At 57.3% G+C, this 26,475-nt stretch carries 21 protein-coding genes; 9 read left to right on the forward strand and 12 right to left on the reverse strand.

What is annotated here, in order from left to right; genetic code table 11:
- Positions 1-125 precede the first annotated feature (125 nt).
- Positions 126-1,955 carry a sigma-54 interaction domain-containing protein gene (locus ACZF99_RS25200; RefSeq protein WP_483607612.1) on the reverse strand — a complete coding sequence of 610 codons (1,830 nt, stop codon included), beginning with the start codon at positions 1,953-1,955 and terminating at the stop codon, positions 126-128.
- Between the two features lie 239 nt (positions 1,956-2,194).
- Here ACZF99_RS25200 and ACZF99_RS25205 point away from each other — a divergent pair, with 239 nt between their 5' ends.
- The 6 genes from ACZF99_RS25205 (at position 2,195) to ACZF99_RS25230 (ending at position 12,658) form a co-directional block, all read left to right on the forward strand.
- Positions 2,195-3,109, forward strand: coding sequence for a proline dehydrogenase family protein (locus tag ACZF99_RS25205; RefSeq protein ID WP_483607613.1), 915 nt, complete (start codon positions 2,195-2,197; stop codon positions 3,107-3,109).
- 33 nt (positions 3,110-3,142) lie between these two features.
- Positions 3,143-4,714 (forward strand): L-glutamate gamma-semialdehyde dehydrogenase, encoded by a 1,572-nt coding sequence (gene pruA, locus ACZF99_RS25210; protein WP_483607614.1) that lies wholly within the window; start codon positions 3,143-3,145, stop codon positions 4,712-4,714.
- A gap of 2,436 nt (positions 4,715-7,150) precedes the next feature.
- Positions 7,151-8,413: a Glu/Leu/Phe/Val family dehydrogenase gene (locus ACZF99_RS25215; RefSeq protein ID WP_483607615.1), complete on the forward strand. Its 1,263-nt coding sequence runs from the start codon at positions 7,151-7,153 to the stop codon at positions 8,411-8,413.
- A gap of 3 nt (positions 8,414-8,416) precedes the next feature.
- A complete protein-coding gene (locus tag ACZF99_RS25220) occupies positions 8,417-9,820 on the forward strand; it encodes an NAD-dependent malic enzyme (protein WP_483607616.1) in 1,404 nt (467 codons plus the stop codon).
- 246 nt (positions 9,821-10,066) lie between these two features.
- Positions 10,067-11,278 carry a lysophospholipid acyltransferase family protein gene (locus ACZF99_RS25225; protein ID WP_483607617.1) on the forward strand — a complete coding sequence of 404 codons (1,212 nt, stop codon included), beginning with the start codon at positions 10,067-10,069 and terminating at the stop codon, positions 11,276-11,278.
- A gap of 12 nt (positions 11,279-11,290) precedes the next feature.
- Entirely contained in the window at positions 11,291-12,658 is a 1,368-nt protein-coding gene (locus ACZF99_RS25230; protein ID WP_483607618.1) for a sodium/glutamate symporter family protein, read from the forward strand.
- Between the two features lie 73 nt (positions 12,659-12,731).
- On the opposite strand, the gene ACZF99_RS25235 is transcribed toward ACZF99_RS25230, so the two are convergent.
- The 9 genes from ACZF99_RS25235 to ACZF99_RS25275 all read right to left on the reverse strand — a co-directional run bounded on the left by ACZF99_RS25235 (position 12,732) and on the right by ACZF99_RS25275 (position 20,967).
- Positions 12,732-13,760: an HAAS signaling domain-containing protein gene (locus ACZF99_RS25235; protein WP_483607619.1), complete on the reverse strand. Its 1,029-nt coding sequence runs from the start codon at positions 13,758-13,760 to the stop codon at positions 12,732-12,734.
- Positions 13,738-14,094: a PadR family transcriptional regulator gene (locus tag ACZF99_RS25240; protein WP_483607620.1), complete on the reverse strand. Its 357-nt coding sequence runs from the start codon at positions 14,092-14,094 to the stop codon at positions 13,738-13,740. The genes ACZF99_RS25235 and ACZF99_RS25240 overlap by 23 nt, the downstream gene beginning before the upstream one ends.
- A gap of 181 nt (positions 14,095-14,275) precedes the next feature.
- Entirely contained in the window at positions 14,276-15,595 is a 1,320-nt protein-coding gene (locus ACZF99_RS25245) for an extracellular solute-binding protein (RefSeq protein WP_483607621.1), read from the reverse strand.
- 39 nt (positions 15,596-15,634) lie between these two features.
- A complete protein-coding gene (locus tag ACZF99_RS25250; RefSeq protein ID WP_483607622.1) occupies positions 15,635-16,795 on the reverse strand; it encodes an efflux RND transporter periplasmic adaptor subunit in 1,161 nt (386 codons plus the stop codon).
- Between the two features lie 18 nt (positions 16,796-16,813).
- Entirely contained in the window at positions 16,814-17,686 is an 873-nt protein-coding gene (locus ACZF99_RS25255) for a carbohydrate ABC transporter permease (RefSeq protein ID WP_483607623.1), read from the reverse strand.
- Positions 17,687-17,788: 102 nt separating this feature from the next.
- On the reverse strand, positions 17,789-18,706 hold the full coding sequence (locus ACZF99_RS25260) for a carbohydrate ABC transporter permease (protein WP_483607624.1): 918 nt from the start codon (positions 18,704-18,706) through the stop codon (positions 17,789-17,791).
- A gap of 119 nt (positions 18,707-18,825) precedes the next feature.
- On the reverse strand, positions 18,826-19,935 hold the full coding sequence (locus tag ACZF99_RS25265; protein ID WP_483607625.1) for a sensor histidine kinase: 1,110 nt from the start codon (positions 19,933-19,935) through the stop codon (positions 18,826-18,828).
- Positions 19,928-20,629, reverse strand: coding sequence for a response regulator transcription factor (locus tag ACZF99_RS25270; RefSeq protein ID WP_483607626.1), 702 nt, complete (start codon positions 20,627-20,629; stop codon positions 19,928-19,930). Before ACZF99_RS25270 ends, ACZF99_RS25265 begins: the two co-directional genes overlap by 8 nt.
- 167 nt (positions 20,630-20,796) lie before the next feature.
- Positions 20,797-20,967 (reverse strand): hypothetical protein, encoded by a 171-nt coding sequence (locus tag ACZF99_RS25275; protein ID WP_483607627.1) that lies wholly within the window; start codon positions 20,965-20,967, stop codon positions 20,797-20,799.
- Between the two features lie 40 nt (positions 20,968-21,007).
- Between ACZF99_RS25275 and ACZF99_RS25280 the strand changes: the two genes are divergently transcribed.
- The 3 genes from ACZF99_RS25280 (at position 21,008) to ACZF99_RS25290 (ending at position 23,849) form a co-directional block, all read left to right on the forward strand.
- Positions 21,008-21,583, forward strand: coding sequence for a DUF421 domain-containing protein (locus ACZF99_RS25280; RefSeq protein ID WP_483607628.1), 576 nt, complete (start codon positions 21,008-21,010; stop codon positions 21,581-21,583).
- A 94-nt stretch (positions 21,584-21,677) separates the two neighbouring features.
- Positions 21,678-22,157, forward strand: coding sequence for a DsrE/DsrF/DrsH-like family protein (locus ACZF99_RS25285; RefSeq protein ID WP_483607629.1), 480 nt, complete (start codon positions 21,678-21,680; stop codon positions 22,155-22,157).
- Positions 22,158-22,316: 159 nt separating this feature from the next.
- Positions 22,317-23,849 carry an aminotransferase class V-fold PLP-dependent enzyme gene (locus ACZF99_RS25290; protein WP_483612972.1) on the forward strand — a complete coding sequence of 511 codons (1,533 nt, stop codon included), beginning with the start codon at positions 22,317-22,319 and terminating at the stop codon, positions 23,847-23,849.
- On the opposite strand, the gene ACZF99_RS25295 is transcribed toward ACZF99_RS25290, so the two are convergent.
- Together ACZF99_RS25295 and ACZF99_RS25300 are read right to left on the reverse strand one after the other, a co-directional pair.
- A complete protein-coding gene (locus tag ACZF99_RS25295; protein WP_483607630.1) occupies positions 23,746-25,314 on the reverse strand; it encodes a sigma-70 family RNA polymerase sigma factor in 1,569 nt (522 codons plus the stop codon). The two genes, ACZF99_RS25290 and ACZF99_RS25295, sit on opposite strands and share 104 nt — an antisense overlap.
- Before the next feature lie 75 nt (positions 25,315-25,389).
- Positions 25,390-26,349 (reverse strand): DMT family transporter, encoded by a 960-nt coding sequence (locus ACZF99_RS25300; protein ID WP_483607631.1) that lies wholly within the window; start codon positions 26,347-26,349, stop codon positions 25,390-25,392.
- Between the last annotated feature and the right edge of the window lie 126 nt (positions 26,350-26,475).

Below are 26,475 nucleotides of genomic sequence, written 5' to 3' on the forward strand. Positions count from 1 at the left end.
GAGTCGTGCCCCTTTTCCTGCAAATGTGCTATATGCTATGCAGGAGCCCAAGCAAGGGTTCGGCCCATGTCGAGGCAATTTGAGGGTCGGCGTCGAATTTTGCAATATTTTCTAGTTTGGGTCATCTATACCAAATTATAGTCGCGGATTTTTTTATAGAGCGTGCCGCGGGAGATGCCCAGCAGCTTGGCCGCATGGCTTTTGTTACCCGCCGTGCGCTCCAGCGCTTCCTTCATGAGCTCCATTTCCTCCTCGGGGGTGATCCTCGGACGCAGCATCTTGTCCAGACGATCCGCTTGCTCCAGGGGTGCCGGCCTTGTCCATTTGCCCGTCGCAAAACCATCATCGGCACCAACGTTCAACATACCGGCGTTGTCCGCTGCTGCGAAATCCAACTGGGCTTGCCGCCGCTGCAGCGCTTCCGGCAAATGCTCCAGCGCAATCTGTTCATTCTCGCTTAAAATGACGCACCGCTCGATCACCGCCCGCAGCTCGCTTACGTTTCCCGGCCAGTCGTAATTCGTGAACGCCAGCATCACCTCCGGCGAAACCGCCGGCAACGGCTTCTGGTATTGCAGCGAAAAGACGCGCAAATACATTTGCACGAGCGCGCCCAGGTCCTCCCTCCGCTCGCGCAGCGGCGGCACCTTCAGCGACACTACGTTCAGCGCGTAATACAAATCCGCCCGGAATTTGCCTTCCCGCACGAGCTGCTCCAAATCCTGGCCGGTGGCCGCGAAGATTCGCACCGATACCGGCACCGCCTCCGAAGCCCCGGTCCGCATAACTGTACGCCGCTTGAGGTACTGAGCCAGCTTCTCCTGTACGTCCGGCGGCAGGCATTCGATTTCGTTCAGGAAAATAGAGCCGCCGTCCGCCGCCTCCAACAGGCCGGCTTGCCCCGACGGCTGCCCCGAAAAGGCGCCGCCCTGATAGCCGAACAGCTCGGCTTCGGCCAGTCCCGCCGGTATGGCCCCGCAGCTCAGCGACAGGAATGGGCCCTCCGCCCGCGCGCCGGCCCGATGGATCACCCTGGCCAACTGCTCCTTGCCCGCCCCCGTCTCCCCGATCAGGAGCACGGCGGAGTCAGTTTCGGCGAGCTTTTTGGCCAGCTTGATCACCTTGCCCATGCTTTCGCCGCGCCCGCTGATCAAGGCAAACGGATCCTCGTCGTTGATCCGCTGGGTCAAAAGACGGGAAGCCGCAACCGTCAATTCGTCGTTCAGCTTCACCAGATGCGTAATATCCTGCTCGGTCGCCACGCCCCCGATGATCCCGCCACCCGGGTCCACAATCGGCGACGCGTTGATCAGCACATGCGTGCCTTCCCGCGGACGATGATAAGCCCCGCGCAACCGCCGGCCTTCATCCAAAATGCCCAGTAAAACCAGCGCATCGGGGTCGAAGTGCTCGCCGATCGTCCGACCGACGATATCCGCTTTGGCGATGCCGTACACTTCCTCCGCCACCGCGTTCCAGCCGATGACCGTCCCGTTCCGGTCGACGACGGTCACCGCGTCGCTGACCGTCTCCAGCAAGGCGTCGAAATACGCCTCCGCCCGCTGCTGCAGGACCGTCGCTATCTTCAGCAGGTCGGCCAACAGAAAATACCCGACAGCCGCTCCCTGCCCGTCATCCACAACCAATGCCGGCCGGCTGTCCGCGTTGGACCAACGCAACGCCAGTTCGCTGACCGGAAGGGCCAGCTCGGCCTCCCGGATTACGACCGAAACGGCAAACCGGGTTCCGTTACGCCGCAGCGCTTCGCCGATAGTCTCCCTACCGGATTCCCCAAGCAGGTCGACGTCATCCGGCGTCAACAGATACATCGATCCGCCCCATTCGACCGCCGCTGTCCGGCCGCCCCGCAACGCCGCAAGCAGCGCACTTTTCTCCGCTTCCGACTTGAAATGGATCAGATCTCGCCGGAACGCTATCCGTTCATGATTGAACATAATTACCTCGCCCGCAATGAAATTTTACTTGTAAATCTAACACGAAAGCGGGTGAGGTTCAATATTCCGACCGCATGATCAATCGCAAACTCGCTGCAAAACTCGCATTAACTGTTCGATATTGAACACTTTAAATTAATTTTAAATAATTAATGTTTATTTTTTAAACTCATATTGTTCAAAAATCTAAAATATTGTATATTTTGTGTACAATACGAAATGGAAAAGGATGGATGCCTATGGATGCGTTACTCCGAACTCTGTTTCAATCTTTCGCCAAAAGCCAATCCGTCGGCCGCATGGCCCGCCGATATGGTCTTCGCTTCGGTGCCGGCCGGTTTGTGGCCGGAGAAACTGTCGAAAGCGCGATCGATGCCGTACGCGCGCTGAATGCGACCGGCCGGGAGGCCACCCTGGATCATCTCGGTGAGTTCGTCTCGACGGAAGCCGAAGCAGAACTGTCCACGCGGATGTGCCTTAAGACATTGGACGCCATCGCTGAAGCTGGGGTTAAAGCCAATCTCTCGCTGAAGCTCACATCGCTGGGGCTTGGGATTAGTGAACAGGTATGTTTGAGCAACCTGACCACGATCCTGAACCGGGCCCGAATGCACGGTTTGTTCGTGCGTATCGACATGGAGGATTTTGCCCATTGTGAAAAAACGATCGCGATCTACAAACGGCTGCGCGAGCAAATCGACAACGTCGGCATCGTCATTCAAGCTTACCTTTATCGTTCTCTGGATGATATCGAGGGGCTCAAGTCTCTGAAGCCAAACCTTCGCCTTGTTAAAGGCGCCTACAAGGAATCGCCCAAGGTTGCCTATCCGGACAAACCGGACGTCGACGAAAATTTCAAACGCCTCATCTCCACCCACCTCAAGAACGGCGGTTATGCCGCCATTGCAACCCACGACTCCCGGATCATCGACTACGCCAAGCAAACGATTCAAAAGCTGGCGGTTCCGCCGAACCGCTACGAATTTCAAATGCTGTACGGCATTCGCGAGGATTTGCAGCTTGCGCTCGTTCGCGAAGGCTACAAGGTACGCGTGTACGTTCCGTTCGGCAACGACTGGTTCGGTTACTTTATGCGCCGCCTTGCTGAACGTCCCGCCAACGTATGGTTTGTATTGAAGAACTTATTCAAATAACCCGAAAATCCATTCGTAAAGGAGCACGCCCTTATGAGCACAACGGCAAAACCGGAAGTTTTCCGCAATGAACCGTTTACCGATTTCCGCCTGGAGCCGGCCCGGCAGGCGATGGAAGCAGCGATTTCCCGGGCGAAGTTCGGGGAGCTGGGACGGGAGATCCCGCTGAAGATCGGCGGCAGGGATATTTTTACCGATGCGAAAATTCGCTCGATCAACCCCGGCAACCTCGACGAAACGATTGGATACGTGAGCAAAGCTGATCGGGAACTGGCTGAACAAGCCATGCAGGCTGCACTCAAGGCATTTGAATCGTGGGAAAAAATTCCGCCCCGCGAACGCGCACAGTACCTGCTGAAGGCCGCCGAGCTCATGACCGAGCGCAAGCACGAATTCTCCGCCATGATGGTGCTCGAAGCCGGCAAGAACTACGCCGAGGCCGACGCCGATACGGCGGAAGCGATCGACTTCCTGAATTTCTACGCGCGGGAGATGATCCGCCTGAGCGAAATCAACGAAACGATGCCGCTGACGCCGGTGCCCGGGGAGCAAAACCGGCTGACCTACATTCCGCTGGGCGTGGGCGTTATCATTCCGCCGTGGAATTTTCCGCTGGCAATCTGCGTCGGCATGACCTCGGCGGCGATCGTTGCCGGGAATACCGTGCTGCTCAAGCCCGCCTCCAACACGCCGGTCGTCGCCTACAAGTTCGCCGCGCTGATGGAAGAGGTGGGCCTGCCGGCCGGGGTGCTGAACTTCATCCCGGGCAGCGGCGCCGAGGTCGGCGATCATTTGACGACCCATCCGAAGACGCGTTTTATCAGCTTCACCGGCTCGAAGGAGGTAGGCCTTCGCATCAGCAAGCTGGCGGCCGATCCGGCACCCGGACAAATCTGGATCAAGCGGCTGGTCGCCGAAATGGGCGGGAAAGACGGCATCGTCGTCGACGAAACCGCGGATCTGGAGGCGGCTGCGCAGGCCATCGTGGCTTCGGCTTTTGGATACCAGGGGCAAAAATGCTCCGCCGGATCGCGCGCCGTGATCGTCGAATCCGTCTATGACAAGGTGGTGGAAAAAGTCGTGCAGTTGACGAAGCAGTTGGAGATCGGCCTGCCCGAGCGAAACAAAGCGGTCGGACCGGTCATCGACGAAGCCTCCTTCCGCAAAATTCTCGCTTACATCGAAATCGGCAAACAGGAAGGGCAACTGCTTACGGGGGGCCGGCAAGCCGAAGGCAACGGCTACTATATCGAACCGACCGTATTCGCCGGGGTTGACGGGAAAGCCCGCATCATGCAGGAGGAAATTTTCGGGCCGGTGCTGGCCATCGGCAAAGCGAAGGATTGGCGCGAGGCGATCGCGATGTATAACGACACCGAGTTTGGGCTGACGGGCTCGTTTTTTTCCCGGGAGGAGGACCGCATCGGCGAAGCCCTGGAAACGATGCACTGCGGCAACCTGTACATCAACCGCAAATGCACCGGAGCGCTGGTCGGCGCCCATCCGTTCGGCGGCTTCAATCTGTCGGGGACCGACTCGAAAGCCGGCGGCTACGACTACCTGCTGCTGTTCACCCAAGCCAAGCTGACCTCCCGGAAACTGTAGGAAACGGGAGCAACCAGGCTGCCTGATGGGGGCCGCCCATCCACAGGTCATATGGCCGCGGGTCGCCTGACTGGGGTGTATTTGACCTGGCGCGCGGCCTGGCGGGTGGGTGCCCTTGCGCGGCGCGGCGTAGGGTCGCTTGAGCTGGATGTGCCTTGCTCCGTGTGCCGTTCTTGGCCGCCTGAGCAGGATGCGCCTTGCTCCACACCGTTCTCGGCTGTCCGAGCAGGATGCGCCTTGCTCCGCACCGTTCTCGGCTGTCCGAGCAGGATGCGCCTTGCTCCGCACCTTACCTAGCTGACGGTCGCTTGGCTAATGGTTACTTGCTGCCTCCTTCGTTTCGTCCGACCGCTTGGCCGCTGGCTGCTCTAACGCTGATAAGGAACGCTATTGTGGGGATTTCGCCCCAACTAAATTTCTAACGACGCTGAGCCACGCTATTTGAGCCAAATCCCCCCTTTCCACCAGCAAAATGGTTCAATAAGCTCTGTGATCAGCGTTAAAATCGCAAAGCGGCGATTTTAGCCCGTTTAAGGTTTGTGGCAAGCGTTAGCGGTACTACGGCGAGGTACTCCGGCGAGTTCGTTGGACTTGGTGACGAGCGTCAAAGCTACTGCGGCAAGTTTGGTTGGACCTGTGGTGAACGCTAGTGACTCGATGGCATGTTACTGATTGCTCGCTGATCGGCCGGCCCCCCCGCCCTACTCTAACGCTGATAAGGAACGCTATTGTGGGGATTTCGCCCCGACTAAATTTCTAACGACGCTGAGCCACGCTATTTGAGCGAAAGCACCCCTTTCCACCAGCAAAATGGTGCAATAAGCTCTGTGGTCAGCGTTAAAATCGCCAAGCGGCGATTTTAGCCGGTTTAAGGTTTGTGGCAAGCGTTAGCGGTACTGCGGCGAGGTACTCCGGCGAGTTTGTTGGACTTGGTGACGAGCGTCAAAGCTACTGCGGCAAGTTTGGTTGGACCTGTGGTGAACGCTAGTGACTCGATGGCATGTTTCTGATTGCTCGCTGATCGGCCGGCTCCCCGCCTGCTCTAACGCTGATAAGGAACGCTATTGTGGGGATTTTGCCCCGACTAAATTTCTAACGACGCTGAGCCACGCTATTTGAGCGAAAGCACCCCTTTCCACCAGCAAAATGGTGCAATAAGCTCTGTGATCAGCGTTAAAATCGCAAAGCGGCGATTTTAGCCCGTTTAAGGTTTGTGGCAAGCGTTAGCGGTACTGCGGCGAGGTACTCCGGCGAGTTCGTTGGGCTTGGCGACGAGCGTTAAAGATACTTCAGCAAATTTGTTGGACTTGGTGACGAGCGTCAAAGCTACTGCGGCAAGTTTGGTTGGACCTGTGGTGAACGCTAGTGACTCGATGGCATGTTTCTGATTGCTCGCTGATCGGCCGGCCCCCCCGCCCTGCTCTAACGCTGATAAGGAACGCTATTGTGGGGATTTTGCCCCGACTAAATTTCTAACGACGCTGAGCCACGCTATTTGAGCCAAATCACCCTTTTCCACCAGCAAAATGGTGCAATAAGCTCTGTGGTCAGCGTTAAAATCGCCAAGCGGCGATTTTAGCCGGTTTAAGGTTTGTGGCAAGCGTTAGCGGTACTGCGGCGAGGTACTCCGGCGAGTTCGTTGGGCTTGGTGACGAGCGTCAAAGATACTTCAGCAAATTTGTTGGACTTGGTAACGAGCGTCAAAGCTACTGCGGTAAGTTTGTTGGTCTATGTGACGAGCGTCAAAGCTACTGCGGCAAGTTTGGTTGGACCTGTGGTGAACGCTAGTGACTCGATGGCATGTTTCTGATTGCTCGCTGATCGGCCGGGCCCCCGCCCTGCTCTAACGCTGATAAGGAACGCTATTGTGGGGATTTTGCCCCGACTAAATTTATAACGACGCTGAGCCACGCTATTTGAGCGAAAGCACCCCTTTCCACCAGCAAAATGGTGAAATAAGCTCTGTGATCAGCGTTAAAATCGCAAAACGGCGATTTTAGCCGGTTTAAGGTTTGTGGCAAGCGTTAGCGGTACTGCGGCGAGGTACTCCGGCGAGTTCGTTGGGCTTGGTGACGAGCGTCAAAGCTACTGCGGCAAATTTGTTGGACTAGGTAACGAGCGTCAAAGCTACTGTGGCAAATTTGTTGGACTAGGTGACGAGCGTCAAAGATACTGCAGCAAATTTGTTGGACTTGATGACGAGCGTCAAAGATACGGCGGCGAGTTTTCGGTAGGTTAGCTTTGTGGCAAACGTTAGGCGACGCAGCGAGTTCGTTGGGATAAGCTTTCTGGCGGACGTTAGATCTAAGCGGACCCGGCTGCCTTCAGTTTGGCTCGGGAGTTCCCAAGTCTGCTTTGTAGTGGATGGATGTGCTTTTTGCTGAACTACTCCAAAAATCACCCCAATACGGGACGGAAGAAGGGTAACCCTTGATTATGGACGGGAAACAAAAGCTTTCGGACAATACGGACGTTTTGACCGGCACCCGGCAAGTGATCCGGATGGCGCTGGAGACGATGAACGAGCCGCCGGCCATGTTTGACCTGCTCAAAGAGCCGTTGCGGATGTTGACCGTGCGCATACCGGTGAAGATGGACGACGGCTCGGTCCAGGTATTTACCGGGTACCGCGCCCAGCACAACGACGCAATCGGACCGACCAAAGGCGGCGTGCGGTTCCACCCGGATGTCACGGCCGAGGAAGTGAAAGCCTTGTCGATGTGGATGAGCATCAAATGCGGCATCGTGTCGCTGCCCTACGGCGGCGGAAAAGGCGGGGTCGCCTGCGATCCGCGGACGATGTCGATGCGGGAGCTGGAGGCCTTAAGCCGCGGGTACGTCCGGGCGATCAGCCAGATGGTGGGGCCGGCCAAGGATATCCCGGCGCCCGACGTGTACACCAACTCGCAGGTGATGGCCTGGATGATGGACGAGTACAGCCGGATCCGCGAGTTCGACTCGCCCAGCTTCATCACGGGCAAACCGCTGGTGCTCGGCGGCTCCTACGGTCGGGAATCGTCGACGGCCCTTGGCGTGACGATCGTGCTCAAGGAGGCCGCAAAAATGGCCGGCATGGCGGTGGAAGGCTCGCGGGTCATCATCCAGGGCTTCGGCAACGCCGGCAGCTACCTGGCGAAGTTCCTGCATGACGCCGGGGCCGTCATCGTGGGCATCGCCGATGCGCGCGGTGCGCTGTACGATCCGAACGGGCTCGATATTCTGGAGCTGCTGGATCGGCGGGATTCTTTTGGCGCGGTAACCCACCTTTATCCCAACCGGATCACGAATCGGGAACTGCTGGCGAAGGAGTGCGACATCCTCGTACCGGCGGCGATCGAGAATCAACTTACCGAGCAGAACGCGCCGGACGTCCAGGCCAAGCTGATTGTCGAAGCCGCCAATGGCCCAACAACTTATGCGGCAACCGAAATCTTGTCCAAGCGCGGCATTCTGATTGTGCCGGATGTCCTAGCGAGTGCGGGCGGTGTGGTCGTATCCTATTTTGAATGGGTGCAAAATAATCAAGGTTACTACTGGCCGCTGGAGGAAGTGAACGCAAAGCTGGAGCAACTGCTGGTGGACGCTTTTCACAAGGTATATCAAACCTCGGCGACGCGCCGGGTGAACATGCGTCTTGCCGCGTATATCGTCGGGCTGAAGCGAATGACCGAAGCGGTCAAATGGCGGGGGTGGGTTTAAGTTATGGCACGTACATTAATTATTATCCGGTTGGAGCTCGACCATAAGCGGACCAGCTTCGGCGACGTTGCCGCTGCGGTGAGCGGTGCCGGGGGCGATATTACATCGATCGACGTCATCTCCTCGGCCAAGGGGTCGTCGGTGCGCGATATCACCGTCGATACGGGCGACCGGGACGAAACGGCGTTCGTGCAAGCGCTGCGGAAGCTGCACGGCGTCCGGCTGATCAACGTTTCCGACCGCACGTTCCTGATGCATTTGGGCGGCAAAATCGCCATTGAGCCGACCATGCCGATCCGTAACCGCGACGATCTGTCGCAGGTGTATACGCCCGGGGTCGCCAAAGTCTGCACGGCGATCCACGAGAGCCGAAACAAAGCGTTTTCGCTGACGATCAAACGCAACACCGTGGCGGTCATCACGGACGGCACCGCCGTGCTGGGGCTCGGCGATATCGGCCCTTACGCCGCAGCGCCGGTCATGGAAGGCAAGGCAATGCTGTTCAAGCAGCTTGCCGGGGTGGATGCGTTCCCGCTCTGCCTCGATACGAGCGATACGGAGGAGATCATTCGTACGATCAAAGCGGTTAGTCCGATTTTTGGCGGGATTAACCTGGAGGATATCAGCTCGCCCAGGTGCTTTGAAATTGAGCAGCGGCTGACCGAGGAGCTGGACATCCCGGTCTTCCATGATGATCAGCACGGAACGGCGGTTGTCGTCATCGCCGGGTTGATCAACGCGCTGAAGGTCGTCGGCAAAACGATGTCCGAGGTGCGGGTCGTAGTGAGCGGCGTCGGAGCGGCCGGTGTTTCCATCTGTAAAATGCTGCTCGCCGCCGGCGTAACGAAGCTCGCTCCGGTGGACAAGGAGGGGGCGATCGTCCGCGGCGGCACGTACCGGCATCCGATGTGGCAGTGGCTGGCGGAGCAGCCGCAGGTGGAGAGCCGGTCCGGCTCGCTGCAGGATGTCCTGCCCGGCGCCGATGTGTTTATCGGCGTCTCGGCAGGTGGCCTGCTAAGCGGCGAACACCTGCGAACGATGAATGGGCAGCCGATCGTATTTGCGCTCGCCAACCCGCAGCCGGAGGTCGACCCCGAGGTAGGGTTGGCGCATGCGGGCGTGTTCGCGACCGGCCGCAGTGATTACCCGAACCAGATCAACAACGTGCTCGTATTCCCCGGCGTGTTCCGCGGAGCGCTGGATTGCCGGGCGCGCGTGGTGAATGAGGCGATGAAGCTGGCCGCCGCGGAAGCCATCGCCGCCGCCGTCACCGACGAGGAGCGGAACGAGCAGTATATTATCCCGAGCATTTTTAATGACCAGGTCGTCCCGCTTGTGCGCAAAGCCGTCATCGAGGCGGCCATTGCCACCGGCGTCGCCCGGCGCATCCCGCCGGATTTCCGATAAAAGCAACGGATCGGAGCTTTCTTCCCTCCTTCCATGCGCATTCGGCTTACGATCATGCCGGTAACTATGTTGTTTCTTCGAGCATCACTATTGATCACTTTTGATTTGAACAAAGTATCCCCCAAGAACGGCTCCGGCCGTTCTTTTTTCCTTCCCGATAAGTTCTTCTTGCCGACGAAATAAACCAAATTGTGATATAACAATATTAATATGATTGATTCGAAAATGCCCCCAGGAAGTGAACTCGTGAGTATAGAGAAGAAACCGAAAAAACTCGTGCAGCGGGTAGTGTTATCCGTGGCGCACGCGATCATACGGAGCCGCTCCCGCATCGAAGTCGAGCGGAACGAAACGACAGGCCTGAAGCCGCCCTATCTCATCTTGGCGAATCATGTAACCAACTGGGACCCGCTGTACATCAACTGCTACGTGGACGAGCCCATCAGCTTCGTGGCCGGAGCCTCCCTGTTCCGCAACCCGTTGCTCGCCAAGCTGCTGAATTATACCGGGGCGATCCCCAAAACCAAATCCAAAAACGACACGCGAACGATCCGCGGCATGCTGAAGGCCAAGCAGCACGGACGGGTCATCGGCTTGTTCCCGGAAGGCAACCGGAACTGGGACGGGACGACCGAACCGCTCGTATACTCCACGGCCAAGCTGGTGAAACTGCTGAATCTTCCGGTGGTTGTCGCGACCATTTCCGGCGGCCACCTGTCGTTCCCCCGTTGGGCGGAGCGTCATCGCAGGGGAACCATTCGTTTATCCTTCATCAAAAAATGGGAGGCCGGCGCGCTCGCGAACCTTACGCCTGAAGCGATTCACGACTTGCTGACGGAGGCGTTGGCGCATGACGAGGCGCAATGGCAATCCCGTACCGGCGTCTCTTATTATGGCAAAGCCCCGGCTCATTATCTGGAGCGCCTGCTGTTCCTGTGCCCGCACTGCGAGACGCCGGGCCGCCTTCGCTCCGAACAAGACCTGTTCGGCTGCACGGCCTGCGGCTACACCGTCCGCTATACACCGCAGGGCAAGTTCGCACCGTTCACTCACCCTTTACGTTTCACGACCACGCGCGACTGGAACCGCTGGCAGCTTGAACGACTGGAACAAGCCGTGCTGGAACCGGAGCAACTGGCCTCCTGGGAACAAGTCATGCGCGATCCCGTACATCTGTATGTTTCGGAAGAAGAACAGCCCTTTCGTTCCCTAGGGACCGGACAGTTGCAATGGAGCGCGGATCAGGCAACCTCCCTTTCTTTTCATGGGGAGACCGGGCAAGCGTATTCCTTCCCGTTTAACCGGCTTGAGGGCTTGAACGTGCAGCTTCACCACAAATTCGAATTTTATTCCGGGGACAAGCTCTATCGGCTCCTGTTTTACCAACCGCGAACATCGGCTTACAAATGGCTCAAATTCATCACCGCGCTGGAACAGCGTGCACCACGGCACAACTAGGAGGTTCACCCTTTGGATAATTCATGGTCCTTCGTGATTGACTTTACGCTTCTCTCTCTGCTGATGGTCGTGTCGGCCATCCTTAAGGCACGCATTCCGCTGCTGCGCAGAATTATCGTCCCCACCTCCATGGTCGCCGGCATTCTCGGCCTGCTCGTCGGTCCGGAGGTGCTCGGCTGGCTCGGATTCGACATCGACCGCCTGGGTCAACTCGTCTACCATCTGATGGCGATCGGATTCATCGCCCTCTCCCTCAAAGAGAGGGAGGTGTCCAACAGCCCGGCGGTGATGAAATCCGGCATGCTGATCGTATCGACGTACCTTCTTCAAGGATTGGCAGGTTTCGGGCTGCTTCTGCTGCTGATGAAGTTCTTCTATCCCGACATGTTCCCTGGCATCGGGTTGCTGCTTCCCCTTGGCTATGGGCAAGGTCCGGGCCAGGCCTATTCGATCGGCAGCCGCTGGGAGGCGCTCGGACTCGAAGGCGGGGCGAACCTCGGCCTGACGATTGCCGGGTTCGGCTTTATATGGGCCGTGATTCCCGGCATCATCCTGATGAACTTTCTGATCCGCCATCCGAAATTTAAACAGACAACATCCGGCTCCCGCAAGGAACGGACCAAGATCACGGAAAAATCCGAAGAGGGCGAGGTTCCTCTAAGCGACGCGATCGACAAGCTGACTTACCAAATCGCGCTCATTGGCTTCATTTATCTTGTCACCTATATGACATTGCGCGGGCTCGAAGCGGTACTGACGCCGCTTGGTACCTACGGCGAGACGCTGGCTCAACTGCTGATCGGTTTCCATTTCCTGATCGGCAGCCTGTATGCGATGTTGTTTCGGTGGATTCTGAACCGCTGGAAGCAAGCGGGCTTCCAGTTGGAGCATTCCCCCAACAACTACCTGCTGCAGCGGATCTCCGGATTCTCCTTCGATTACATGATCGCCGCCTCCATCGCCGCGATCTCGATTTATTCGCTCAAGCAGTACTTGACGCCGGTGCTACTCTTGACGACGTTGGGCGGACTGGTAACCATCCTGTATATGATCCGGCTGGTGCCGCGGGTGCTGCCGGAGGATAAACTGCCAAACCTCCTCGGTTTTTACGGCATGCTGACCGGAACGATTTCCACCGGACTTGCGCTCGTCAAAGCCGTCGATCCGAAATTCCAGTCGAATACGGCGGATAACCTGGTCATGGGCAGCGCGACCGCGATCATGTTCGGGTTCCCGCTGCTGCTGATTTTGAACATCCCGATCGTCGGATACCTGCAAAATCAGCCGATCATGTACCTGTACACCTTTGCCGCTCTGTTCCTGTATTTCGTCATCCTGCTGGGCTTGCTTCTGTATCAGTCCCGTAAAACGGCAGCCTAAGCCGGGGGACACGCGTATCGTTGAAAATCCCCACCCTCTTCGCCGAGAGAGTGGGGATTTGTCATGATGACGGTCACTTCGCCGGTCTGGAGATGTTCGCTTTGCGGAACCCCTGATAGCTGTCGAGGACCGCAGCTAACATGCAGGCAAACAACGCCAACCACATGATCCATTCGGAGCCGAAGCCGGACACTCCCAATGGTTGAGGTCCGAAAATCTCCTCCATTTTCGCGACGAAACCTGGGGACAGCAGCTCCGGATTAGAGATCATGGCGCCGAACACCACCAGCGAAAGGACGTGGTTGGCCACGTTCAGGAATGCGACGGGCACAGTCCATTGGGAAACGACCCATTTGTAGATCGCCAGAGCAACGTCCAGCGCGAGAATCACCACGATAAACGGCCAATAGGAGAGCAGCACCTCTTGGTTAAAGACCGGAGTCGTCATAGCAAAACCGATTCGTCCGTTCTCATATACGCCAATCAACCGATCCGCATTAAAATAAACGCAGCCCCAAATCGCCGTCCACAACAGGCCAAAAAACACCTCGCTTTTCTTGATCACTTTTTCCTTCGGGATATCGCGCACATCGTATAGATCATCCGGCGTCCATGCCTTGAACTTTGCATTAAGCGGGAGCTCCTTGCCGGCCCCGGTGCGCTCCAAAATGACAAAAACCAGCGTAATCCAAAAGGCGACTTGAATCCCGGTTTCCAACACCCCCCAAATGGCCTTGCCGATGAAGACAGCCGCCGTATTAAACAGGGCCGTTTCGTCGGAATACGTAATGATTTGGTTGGCGATCAAGGAAAGGAGTGCAATGACAACCGCGATCGGGAGAACCATTTTCATCACTTGAATATAGGCGTCATAGAATCGCGGCCCGATCAGATATGCCGGCAGATCCCGGTACTCCGCGGCCATCGCCGCCGGGTCCCCCAGTTTTTCCAGCACCTGCTTCACGTCCGCTTCTCCATAATCCTCCGGCAGCATATCCTCAATCGTGGAGCGCAGCTCCAGCGCAATATCCTCCCGGCCCCGCTCCGGCAGCCTGCGGGTTACTTCCTGAATGTACAGGTCAATCAGTTTTGACGGATTCATCGCCCTTCTCCCCCTTTAACAACGTGTATAGCTCCTGGGAGGTCTTCTCCCACTCCAGCTTCAACTGCTCGAAAATTTCCACGCCAAACGCGCTCAGCACATAATAACGGCGCGGCCGGCTTTCCGACGTATCCCAACTGCTCGTCACCAGTTCCTGCTTCTCCAGCCGGCGCAGCAACGGGTAAAGCGTGCTTTGATCAATGACGATCCCGGACTGCTCCAACCGCTGAACCAGCGAATACCCGTATTGCGGCGTTCGCAATTGGCTTAACACGGCCAAGGTCAACGTTCCGCGGCGGAGCTCCGTGATCATCGAATTCAGTAAGTCATTCATCCTTCCACCTCGTTATTTAATACTGTTTCACATATACTGTGTATCGTACACCATGTTTTATACTATGCATCATACACTATTGTTCGACGTACATCAATAGGCACCACCGCCGGATATAAAGAAAAAATTCCCGCCTCATGAGAGACAGGAATCTCGGAAACTTAAGATTTTTCAGCCAGAGTTATTCGTTCAAAAAGGTCGTCGCGCGGTTCTGTAGCAGCTTTGCGGCTTCCTCAGCGGACTTCTGCCCACTGAAGAAGGCGAGCGACTCCTCGCCGACGATGGAGATCACCTTGGCGTCCAGCGAAGAATACTGGTCCACCGCCTCAAGCATCTGACGGAACCGGTTAAATTCCGCGTCCTCCGCCTTAACCGATGTTCCATCGGGCAGTTTATAGCTGCCGTCCGCGATCTGCTGCCGCATCTCGTCCAGCCTTTGATCGTTGACCGAGGAAAGCAGCGAGAAGCCGCTGCGCTCGGGCATCTTTTGCGCCTCCTCCGACAAGAGGAAGCGGAACAGCTTCCAGGCTTCGTCCGGAACCGGCGTTTTCGCCCGGATCCCGAACAGGGAGGCAGGAATGAGTCGCATCGTCCCGGATTGATCCGGGTTATGCGGCTTCTGCATGAAGAGCGGATGTTCAAAATACTCGTGCGGCACGTTGATGACGTCTTCCGGCTCGCGCAACACGGCGGAATAAAACAACTGCTTACCGGGTCCCGCCGACTCTGCGGTCATGACGCCGTCGTCATACATTTGCTTCACCTGGTGCAGCAGCGCCACGAATTCCGGGGAGTCGAACTTGGCTTTTTTGGCGTTCGTATCGACGTAAGTCTTATAGTTATCTACCGTCATTTCCTGCATCAGCATCTCCGGTGGATAATCCGCCATAGCAAAGGTCTTGTCTTTCCCCTGCGTCAACGTCTTCGCCGTCTCGGCAAAATCCTGCCAGGTCCAGGTCTCATCCCGGATCCCCGCCTCTTTCAACGCTTCGCCGTCGCCGATGAACGCTCTCAAGGAATAGCCGGCCGGAATGGCGTACAACCCTCCGTTCTCCTTCGTGGCGTCCAGGATATTTTGTTGAAGATCCTCCTTATTTATGGAGGAATCCCCACTTAGCAGCGAATCCATGTTCTGAAGCAAGCCCTTGGCGACATAATCGCCGGCCGGCAGGTTGCTCATTTCAATGACGTCAGGTCCCTGCCCCGAGAGCATTGCCGTGCTGACCGATTTGAAGTAGTCCTCCAATTCGCCGGCCTTCCATTCCTCTCCGGCCTGCTTATACGCCTGAATGGTCAGGTCGATGTCCGGGTATTCGGCTTCGAACTTTCGTTCCAACGCCGCGTAGAACGGGGTTGCCTCCTGTACCGACAAGGTAAGGACGGTTTTGCCCCCTTCCCCGACCGGTTTCTTCCCGGCGTTCTCCGTCCCACTGCCACATGCGGCCAAAACAATGGAAATCACGAGTGCCAATATCGATGTCATCCCCATCCGTTTTATCATGGGTTAACTCCTCCTAATTTTTCAAATTTCGCCTATCTTCTATTGCAAACGAATCCGGTTGCCGTCCTGCAGCGGCTCGCTGCTCTCCAGAATGATCCGCTCCCCCTCGTACAGAAGGTCCGCCGGAATCATCGTTGCTTCCTCATTCGTTACGCTCGCCTCGACCGGCACCTTGCGGGCCACAAACACGTTGCCCATCGCCCCGCGCTGCTCCTCTACCTTGAAAATAAAACGCGTGTTTCCTTCGCGATGAATCGCTTCGTTTGGGATCACCCAGCCCTGCTCGGAGGACGTCTGCTCCAGCTTGACCGACACTTGCTCCCCCCCTTTCAGGTCGGGAGAAATTACTCGGATGCGCAGCCGTTGTTGCCACATTGCCGCGGGCGTTCCGGCTTCGTTTTCAGGCGTTCCGGCGAGCCGCGAGCCCGCATCGGCAATTTCTTCGACCGTACCCTCCAGCCGGTGCATTGGCCGATCGCCTGTGGCGGCAACCTCGATCTCCACCGCTTGACCGGACACGATCCCCAGGTGATGGATCACCTCGGCATCGCCGGTGACCTCCAAACGATATCCCGCGCTGCCGTTTGAGACCACCACATCCGGAAGGCTGGCCGAAGCCAACCCCTCCACCGCGTTCACCTCCGCAACCACCCCATCAAACGGGGCGACCAACTCCCGCTGGCGGTTCAACTCCTCCCGCAGCCCCTCGATTTTCCGCTCCTGCATCTGGAGGTCGAGCTTGCGCGATTCCAGCTCGCGCTTCGCCTCCTTCCTTCCCGGTTCGTCTCCCCCGACCGTGGCCTCGATGAACCGATCCTGAACCGTTTCCAGCTCGATCCGCTGCTTCTTTAATTGAGCCAGCTCGTCTTCCAGCTCCCGCTCGGCGGCGGTGCTATCGTATAACACAAGCCTCTGCCCCCTTTTGACGGTGGCGCCCTTCTCCACAAGCACCTTACGTACCTTCCAGCCCGCCGCATTCACCAGTTTCGCCTGATTGGCCGGCTGTAGGATTCCGCTCCCCGTCAGCCTGTAGGTTAACCCGCCGGCCGTTGCCTGGCCCGTCCGCACCTTCGGCAAGGTCACGGATTGCAGCGTGTTGCTGAAAAAAGTGAAAAACAGCAATCCACCCATCAACGCCATAAAGACGGTTAAAATCATCTTTTTTCGTTTGCGATCGGTATGTTCCTTCGCCAGTTCCATGACGTCGCTTTCTCCTCCCTACCCCTTGATTCCGGACAGCTGCACGCCTTCGATGAAATAGGTTTCAGCATACAAGAACAGCAGCACCATCGGCGACATGTAGAGCATCGAGGCAGCAAAGGCGATCCCCCACTCGCCGCTTACTCTCGACAAGAACACCGACAGCGGCTGCCGAAGCGGTTCCAAAAAGATCACCGGTTGCTCGACCATATTCCAGTAATCGACGAACAGCAGAACCACCAGAGCGGCAAGTCCCGGCTTGACCATCGGGAGGATGATCGTCAGGAAAATCCGAGGATGGCCGGCGCCGTCCATTTTGGCGGCTTCGATGTAGGCATAAGGGATATGCAGCATGAATTGACGCAGCAGAAAAACCCCGAACGCGGCGAAGATCCCCGGCAGAATGACCGCCTCCGGACGGTGGATCAGTCCCAGCCAATCGGCCATGAGATAATTGGGGACCAGCGTCACCTGAAACGGCATCAGCATCGACAGCAGGTACACAAGAAAAATAGTGTCTCGGCCGCGAAACCGCAGTTTGGACAGCGCGTAAGCCGCCAACGCGGCCACCGCCGTCTGCCCGGCAATGATCGGCAGGACCAGCCCCACGGAATGCCAGAACATCCGTAAATAGTTGGGCGTATACACCAACAACCGGCCGTATTGCTCCAGGGTAACCTGGTCCGGCACCCATTTCAGATTGACGAAGGTTTCGGCTCCGGTTGAAGTTGCTTCCGTCAGTTCCCCGATCGGACCGTAATTGATTTCAAGCTCCTGTTCGCTCATGAGCGAGTTGGTGAACGTAATCACGATCGGGAACAGGAGCAGTACGGCAAATACGCCCAATCCCCCCGTCAACAAAACCCTTTGCAGCGTTTTGAGCGCCTGCACGTCCCACACCTCCTATATGCATGTTCTGTGTCGGTTTCCGGGACCGCGACGCGCGTTCTTGTCGGCTTTTCAGGACCGAGAAGGTTGGATGAAGCCGACCCTCTATTCCATGAATTGCCGGTATCGGCGTTCGAGCCCGAACAAGCCCTGAACGATCGCCAGAATGGCAACCACCATCAGAACCGCGGCAGCCGTCAATTTGGGGATATCCAGCGATACGAACATGTTGTTCATGTAATGCTGCAGCATATAGATGCTGTCGTGCGGATAATCGCCCGCGAGTAAATACGTTTCCCGGAATACTTTAAACGAATTGATGATCGACATGATGGTCACGAAAAACGTTGTTGTCGTTAAATAAACGAGCGTAATGCCGAAAAACTGGCGCACCGGCCCGGCGCCTTCCACCTGCGCGGTCTCGTAATAGTCCCGGGGGATCTGCTGCAAGCCGGCCAGGAACAAGATGACGTTGTAGCCGATGTTCTTCCACAAATACATCGCGATGACGACATACCGGGCCGCATCGGTCTTCATCCAGTCCACGCGTTCGATTCCAAAATGGCCGAATAGGTAATTCAAAACACCGTTCCAATCGAACACCATCTGCCAGATGAGAATCACCGAGGCTACCGGCACGACCAGTGGCAGCACGTATGAAGTGCGCAGCCATTTGCGCAGGTAAACTTGCCGATTTAACAGCAGCGCCAATCCCAGCGATAGACCCAGCAGCAACGGGACGCCAATCGCGCTGAAGTACAGCGTGTTGGCCGCTGCCTTTCGGAACGAAGCACTGGCCAGGAGTTCTTGGTAATTCGCCAAGCCGACGAAGCTTCCGCCGGAAGTGCCGCTTTGGAAGGAGTAGATGAGACTCATTCCGAACGGGATCAGATAAAAGACGGCAAATCCGGCTGCACTCGGCGCCAGAAACAACCCGGCCGCCGCGGCGTCCCCGCGCCACCACCTTGCGAACCCCGACGGGAACCGGATTTTGGGCAGACGCAAAAAACCCCACTTTTTCATTTCCCAATCCTCCTGCCCCTTAGCATAAGGCGGATTGTTTAAATCAAAAGTGGGGTAAATCTAAACTTTTCCTTAAGTCAGCTTTTCAAAGACGAAGTATTCCACTTATTGAGCCGATTTCAACTCCTGAGCTTCGGCAAACGGACCTCGAACTCGGTGCGGATCAAGTCGCTTTGCACCGCAATGGCGCCTTCATGCTGCTCCACGATGTTCTTGGCGATAAACAGGCCCAGTCCGGTGCTGCCTTCCTGATGGGTTCGCGCCCGGTCCCCGGTATAAAACATGTCAAACACATGGGGAAGCTCGTCCGGGGGGATGGAATCGCCGTAATTGACCACTTGAACGACGACTTGCCCCTCCTCCAGGCGGCCGCGAATATCGATGTATTCCCCGTCTTTGCCGTAACGGACCGCATTGGACAGCAGGTTCTCAAAGACGCGGGCAAGCAGGTCGCCGTCGCCGGAGATCATCAACTGCGGCTCGGTCTGCAAACGGGCGGTCAGTTGGTTTTTTTCAAAGACCGGATACATCTCTTCGGTCAATTGGATCAGAAGCTCGCTCAGGTCGAGCGGCCGGCGGTGGATATTCAGCTTGCCGTAATTCATCCGCGTTATTTCGAATAGCTCGTCGATCAGCTTCTCCAACCGCTGCGATTTCGTGTAGGCGATTGTCGTATAATGCTTCATTTGCTCGGCGGTCAAATCCTTGCCTTGAAGGATGAAATCCAGATACCCGATGACGGAGGTCAGTGGGGTCCGCAAATCATGGGCGAGGTTAAGCACCAACTGTTCCTTGCTGTTCTCGGCGAAATCGCCGCGCTCCACCGCCTGCTGCAGCTTCTCGCTGGCCAGGTTGATGTCCCGTGCAATCTCCCCGAACTCGTCGCCGGAAGGAACCTCGACCCGGTGCGTGAAATCTCCTCCCGCCAGTTGATTGATTCCCCGGGAAATCTCCCGGAAATAGGCGACGTATCGCCGGGTAAGCAGATAGAAGTATAGGAACGAGAGCGGAATAAAAATAATCAAAAATACGTTGACGTCGCCGATCTCACGCATGATCCGACGGACATCGTAAAGCGGGTCCTCACGCAGCAGCGTATGATAATACCCCCGCAGCGCCAGGTATATCAGAAAGGTCGTACCGGCTGAGAGCAGCATGCTGAGCCCGAACAACCGGATCATTTGGAAGCGAAAGCTGCGAAATTTCGGTTTGTCCGCGTAATTATCCATTGAACGTATACCCTACTCCCCAGACGGTTTTGATCAGCTTGTTCTTGTGCTGGTCTTCCCCCAGCTTCTTGCGCAGGGTCCGAATATGCACCATGACCGTATTCCCGCCTTCAAAATACGCTTCGCCCCAGACTTTCTCGAAAATATGCTCCGAGCTGAATACTTTCTTCGGATGGCTGGCCAGCAGCACCAAGATATCAAACTCCTTGGGCGTCAGCTCCACCGGTTCGCCGTACAGGAACACCGTCCGCTGCTCGGGATGGATCACGAGCCCTCCGGCCTCCAGCACCGGCTCGGCCGCCGGAGTGGCGACCGACGGGTTCAGCTGGATGAAGCGCCGCAATTGGGCATTCACCCGGGCCACCAGCTCCATCGGGTTAAACGGCTTGGTCATGTAATCGTCCGCCCCGCGTACCAGACCGGTGATTTTATCGAGATCGGTTGCTTTTGCGCTTAAGAAAATGATCGGCAGATGATGCTGCTCGCGGATTTGCCGGGTCACCTCGTACCCGTCGATCTTCGGCATCATAATATCCAGGATCGCCAGATCCACCGATTGCGTGCGGATGGCATCGAGCGCCTCTTGTCCGTCGGACGCTTTGATGCAGCGGTATCCTTCCCGGGCCAGATGCAATTCGATCAAATCGGCGATTTCCGCCTCGTCGTCCGCAATCAATACCGTTATGGATTTCATCGTTCAATCGCTCCTTTTCATGGACAGCATAACCGATGAGGGCTTACGATTTCAAATGTTCGTTCAGCACATCTCTTCCAGGACGTCATATCTGCCGTAAACCTTGCGGCGCAAAATGAACAGATGCCGTTCTCTTCGACTGCAAATTCGGCGACCGCATAAATGTCTTACGTACCGATCCGATCGATCCGGGTTTCGAAAAACTCATTGCTGTCCGTTCCCCTCATGCCGCGAACGACCGCGCTGCCCATTGCGGAAATCGTATTCACCCGGTTGCCCAAGCTGTCCACGAACCGCTCCGGCAAAGGAAAGACTGCATAAAAAATCGGGGGATGCACAAGTTACGGTTAATCGAACTCGATTGGGAGGTATTGCCTTATGGAACTGGACTGGATTTGGAAATCAGTCGTACTGGCGCTGGCCGGCATGGTGCTCTTGCGAATCTCCGGGAGAAAATCCATCTCCCAAATGACGGTCGCCACGACGGTCATCATGATATCGATCGGAACCACGATCGTTCAGCCGATCGCCAATCATGAAATGGGAAAAGCCATAGGTTCCGCGGGCATTTTCATCGTTTGCCTGATCATCCTCGAGTATCTCCAGGTCAAATGGGACGGATTGGAGCGGCTGTTGACCGGCCAGGCGGTTCCGGTCATCGAGAACGGCCAACTTCTAACGGGCAATTTGCGAAAAATGCGCCTAACCGTGGACCAGTTGGAGGTTCGGTTAAGGCAGCTTGGCATCGCTAACATCCGTGACGTCAAAACCGCAACCCTGGAAACGAACGGACAAATCGGCTACGAGTTGATGGAGCATGCCAGACCCGTTACGGTAGGAGATCTGGAGCGAATGCTGGGACTCAAACCGGGAATGTCTCTCGATCCCTCGGTGTTGTTCCAGGAAGTTCGGCAAAATCACCACCCCGTTCCCCTCGATCCTAAATTGCAGTAAATCGGGAGCAATTGATGAACCGGGGATGGGCGGCCGTCACGAAAACATACTAAATACCGGCTTTATCCAAACAACCAACGATGGAGGCTGACCTATGGAGCAAAAAAAAATGAGCCTGCTGATGTTCAGCGGGGAGTATGACAAAGCGATGGCCGGGCTGATTCTGGCAAATGCGGCGAAGGATATTGAAGTGGATGTCACGATGTTTTTTGCTTTCTGGGGGCTGACGCTGCTGCGGGATCCGGACAAGATGACGACCGAGGACAAATCCGTCTACGAAAAAATGATGTCCTGGATGACCCCGAAGGGACCGGAGGAGCTGCCCTTATCCCGAATGAATTTTGGAGGGCTCGGCAAGCTGATGCTGACCGAGATGATCGAGGATAACGAGGCGCCAAAGCTGATCCATTATCTGAAGGGCGCGCGGAAGAAGAACATCCGCTTTTATGCCTGCAAGCTGTCGGTTGAGATCATGGGCTTCAAGCCTGAGGAACTGATTCCCGAGCTGGAGATTGTAGATGCCCAGACTTATCTGCGGGATGCGCTGGAATCGGACATTCAGCTATTCATCTGAAAGTGACGCCTTCGCCTAAGGGCTACCTTGCCCGTCCCTCTTGTGGACGTTTTCCGAACTCTCTTCCTTAACCATAACGCCTCTAGGCGAATACACATAACCTAAAGCGTTATTAAGTTATTTAACAGGGGGAGACTCGGCTTGCTGGAGACAGAGGCAATGGAGTTCAAGATTTATCGGGAAAATACGATCGGTTACCGCCACCGATTTGTCACGCCGTACGGGACGCAAACGCTGCTGTATGCGGATTGGGCAGCCAGCGGCCGCCTGTACCGGCCGATCGAAGCCAAGCTGGTCCGGGAATTCGGTCCGCTCGCGGGCAATCCCCACACCTCCGCCAGCTTGACTGGCACCGTCATGACCGCCGCTTACGAGGAGGCCAAACGGATCGTCAAGCAGCACGTCCACACCGGCCCGAACGACATCCTGTTGTTCGAGGGGACGGGGATGACGGGGGCGGTGAACAAGCTGCAGCGGCTGCTTGGGTTGAAAGCCCCCGCCGCCTGGCGGGCGGCATACCGCGGCGGAATGGCCGGACGGGAACGGCCGGTTATTTTCGTCACGCATATGGAGCACCACTCCAACCACATCTCTTGGGCGGAAACGATCGGCGAAGTCGTAGGCATCCCGCCGGGGGCGGACGGCCGCGTCGATCCCGATCGGCTGGACCTCCTGCTCCGCCGCTACCGGGATCGTTCCATGAAAATCGGCGCGTTTACCGCATGTTCCAATGTGACCGGGTTCGTCCCGCCGATTCGCCAGCTCGCCCGGGTGATGCACCGGCATGGCGGCATCTGCGTGGTGGATTACTCCGCCAGCGCGCCGTACGTGCCGATCGACATGCATCCTCCGGGAGCCCCGGAGGAGCGGGCCGACGCTCTCCTCTTCTCCCCGCATAAATTTCTGGGCGGCCCCGGCACGGGCGGGGTGCTGGTGATGGATGCGGGGCTGTGCGCGGAGGCGTCGCCGGACCGCCCCGGCGGCGGCACGGTGTCCTGGACCAGCCCGTGGGGCGACGTCCGGTACCTGTCCGACGCCGAGGCGCGGGAAGATGGCGGCACGCCGGGGGTGATGCAGGCGATCCGTACCGCGTTATGCCTGCGGCTCAAAGAGCAGATGGGCATCGACCGCCTGCTGCGCCGGGAGCGGGAGCTGACGGACCGGCTGCTGTCGGAACTCGAAGCCGTTCCGGGCTTGAGCTTGCTGGGCGGGCGCAGCCGCGAGCGTCTGGGCATCGTCTCGTTCACGCTGGAGCCGATCCACTACAACCTGATCGTGAAGCTGTTGAACGACCGCTTCGGCATCCAGGCGCGCGGCGGTTGTTCCTGTGCGGGTACGTACGGCCATTATCTGCTCGGCCTCGACCAAGCCGCCTCGCAGCGGATCTCCCGGCGGATTGCCGGCGGCGACTTGGCCGCAAAGCCCGGCTGGGTGCGGCTCTCCCTGCATCCGATGATGACGGCGGACGAAGTCGCCTACCTCGGATATGCCGTACGGCAAGTAGCCGCCCATGCCCGGAATTGGTCAGAGGATTATACCTACGATCCCCGGACCAATGAGTGGTTCTACCTGCGGGGAGAACCCCGGCTTAACCTGGATGAATGGTTTCGCTTGCCGGATCCCAGCGCCACGGGCAAGGGAAGCCTTGCAGATGAAGCCCGCCGAACCATTCGTCCGGGGGTCTTAACGTAGCCCAATCTTCCGCTCCTGCCAACACCTTGTGCCCCAGTTCGGTTAAGTCCACGCTGCTGTCGGCATACGCCGCCAGCGGCCGTTCCATATCCAACCGTTCCTCCGCGGCCTCAATACTCAGTAACGCAAAGGGTTCCTGCGCCAACGCCGCCAAGCGGCAACGGAACTCCAAATCTCCCAGGCCAAGGATACTCAGCCGGCGGCCAACCTGGCGGAACAGGTCGAACGGGCGATGGATCCCCTCCGCAATCAGTTCCAGCACGGCTTGCTCAACGCAGCCGAGCCCATTGATCGTCGAGGGCAGCCGGGAGAGGTGTCCTTTCATCGCTTCGCGCATATAAGGCAGCGGGGACAGGTCCTCTTCAAGGAGAGCGACAAGGTCCCCGGGGTCCGCCGAAGCGTAAGCCTCCCACACCCGGCGGCCCAATTCCATCTCCCGCGGGCCGACAGCTTGCCAGGTCCCGGTTAAGGCTCCCAACTGCTCTAACGATAATTGCCCGAGCCCGCGGAAATCCTTGATGCCTGGATAGGAGCCGATACAAAGCAGGCTCAGCCGGGTGTCCCCGAGCGATGGCTGCTTGGCGAACCAATGGAGCAAGAAAGCAAGCATCGTCTGGTCGAACAGGTCGTGCTCGAACCATAATACGATCTCCCGGTATTTGCGAAAATCCTGCAGCCTTCGTTCCTGGGCCTTGCAGTTTTCCAAGTAATGCTGCCGCGGAATCCCCAACCTGGATTCCAAATAGACGGCCCGGGGCCAAAGCGATTCGCCTGCAGTCATGTTCCGGAACACGGGCCCTGCCGGATAAATCTCTCTCCACACCCATATTTCTCCCTGAACGACCCCTTGCCGAAGCTTATCGGCCATCACATCGCCGTTTACCACATGCAGCATCGCTTCTCCTCCTTCGTAAAGATCGCGGTACATCGACAGGAGGTTCGCCACAGGCAAGGATTTTCTTAGCTTGTAGCGGGCGTCGAAGAGCCGTTTCTTCATCGCGGATACGGTAGTCCCCAAAGTTTCCGCCACATCCCGTACCGGCCGGCCCTCGATATAAAACAGCTGCACCGCATCCCGCAAGCGAACCGGCAAGCTTTCCATTGCGGCTTTTACCTGCCTTTGCAGCTCTTTCTGTTCGAAAATCACCGCCGGGTCGGTTCCTTCCCTGATCGAGAAGGACGCGATATCCTCCACAGGTGTTGCGCTCTTCGCATAGCTTGCCAGAAGCCGGTAGCACTTACGCTCGACGATGGTTCTTAACCAGCCGGGGAACGCCTCGGCCGACCGCAGCTTGCCCAGTTGAAGAAAAGCTTCGGCAAACGCCTCCTGCACCGCGTCCTCCGCCAGGGCGGCATCGTTTAACTTGGCCCGGGCAACGGCGAGCGCCATCCCTCTATAGCGGCGAACGATTTCCTCGAAGGCGTTCGCATCTCCCTTCCGGGCATCCTCGATCCACTGTTCCATGCCGAACCTCCTATATTCATCCATGTCCGCTATGAAGTGCAGCATTACGGGAAAAAGGTTACTTCGACGAGGAGGTTACCGAGGCGGTTTGGCAGGGAGGGCCGCCGCTTCCGGATTGGAGCCGGCCGGACTCTTCCGTCGCTCGGCTCTCTGCCCGGGGGTGCGCGAACCGTTCCGGTTCGCCAAATACACCCCGGCGAGGATGAACACCAGCCCGGCCAACAGCCGCCAGCTCACCGGCTCGTTCAGCAGCGTAAAGCCCCATAGTATGGCGCTGGCCGGAACGAGATACGTGACGGTGGTGGCGAATTGCGGGGTTCCTTTTTGCACCATGAAGTAGAACAAGATATAGGCCACCCCCGAACCGAACACGCCCAGCCCGATAACGGCACCCAGAGTAGGGAGCGAAGCGAGCGGCGCCAGCGAATCCCGCTCGACCGTCAGCGCCATAAGACCGCTGCCGGCCATCGCGCTGATCAACGTGCCGAAGGTCACCTGATACATCGATAACCCGCCGGATAACCGCTTGGACAGGTGCGTGCCGACGGCATAACAAAGCGTTGCCGCCAACATACAGGCGAATCCAAGCAAATCCACGGAGGCGAGCGAGGTCGGGCTGACGCCGACGAGCACGAGCAAACCGAGGAAGGCGATTCCCATCCCCGCCCACTGCATGCGGTTCGTGGCGACGCGGAAGAACAAGACGCCCACCACCAGCGTCCAGAGCGGGGTTGTGGCGTTGAGCACCGACGCCAGGCTGCTCGTCAGCCGCGTCTCGCTGAAGCCGATCAACGCCCACGGAATCGCCGTGTTGATCAGCGCCATAATAACCATCGCCAGCCAAGGGATCGAACGGAACCCGAACGGCTTGCGCAAGACGAGCATCACGCCCGTAATCGTCGCCAGCCCGAAGGCGGAACGCAGGAACGCCACTGTCCAAGGCCCGAAGTCGGGCAGCAGGATTTTGATGAAGAAAAACGAACCGCCCCATATCAAACTAAGCAAGATTAAGGCAAAATACAGCGAACGTCCCACTCTAATCCCTTCTTTCTATGATCTATCGGGCATATTAACGATCTTGATTGTATCACGGGGATGCCTCGATCTTCATCGAAACATGCCTGTCAGTGCCCGCCGCATCGGCAAAAGCCCCCAATCACA

The organism is Paenibacillus sp. JL3B1040 (assembly GCF_057063165.1).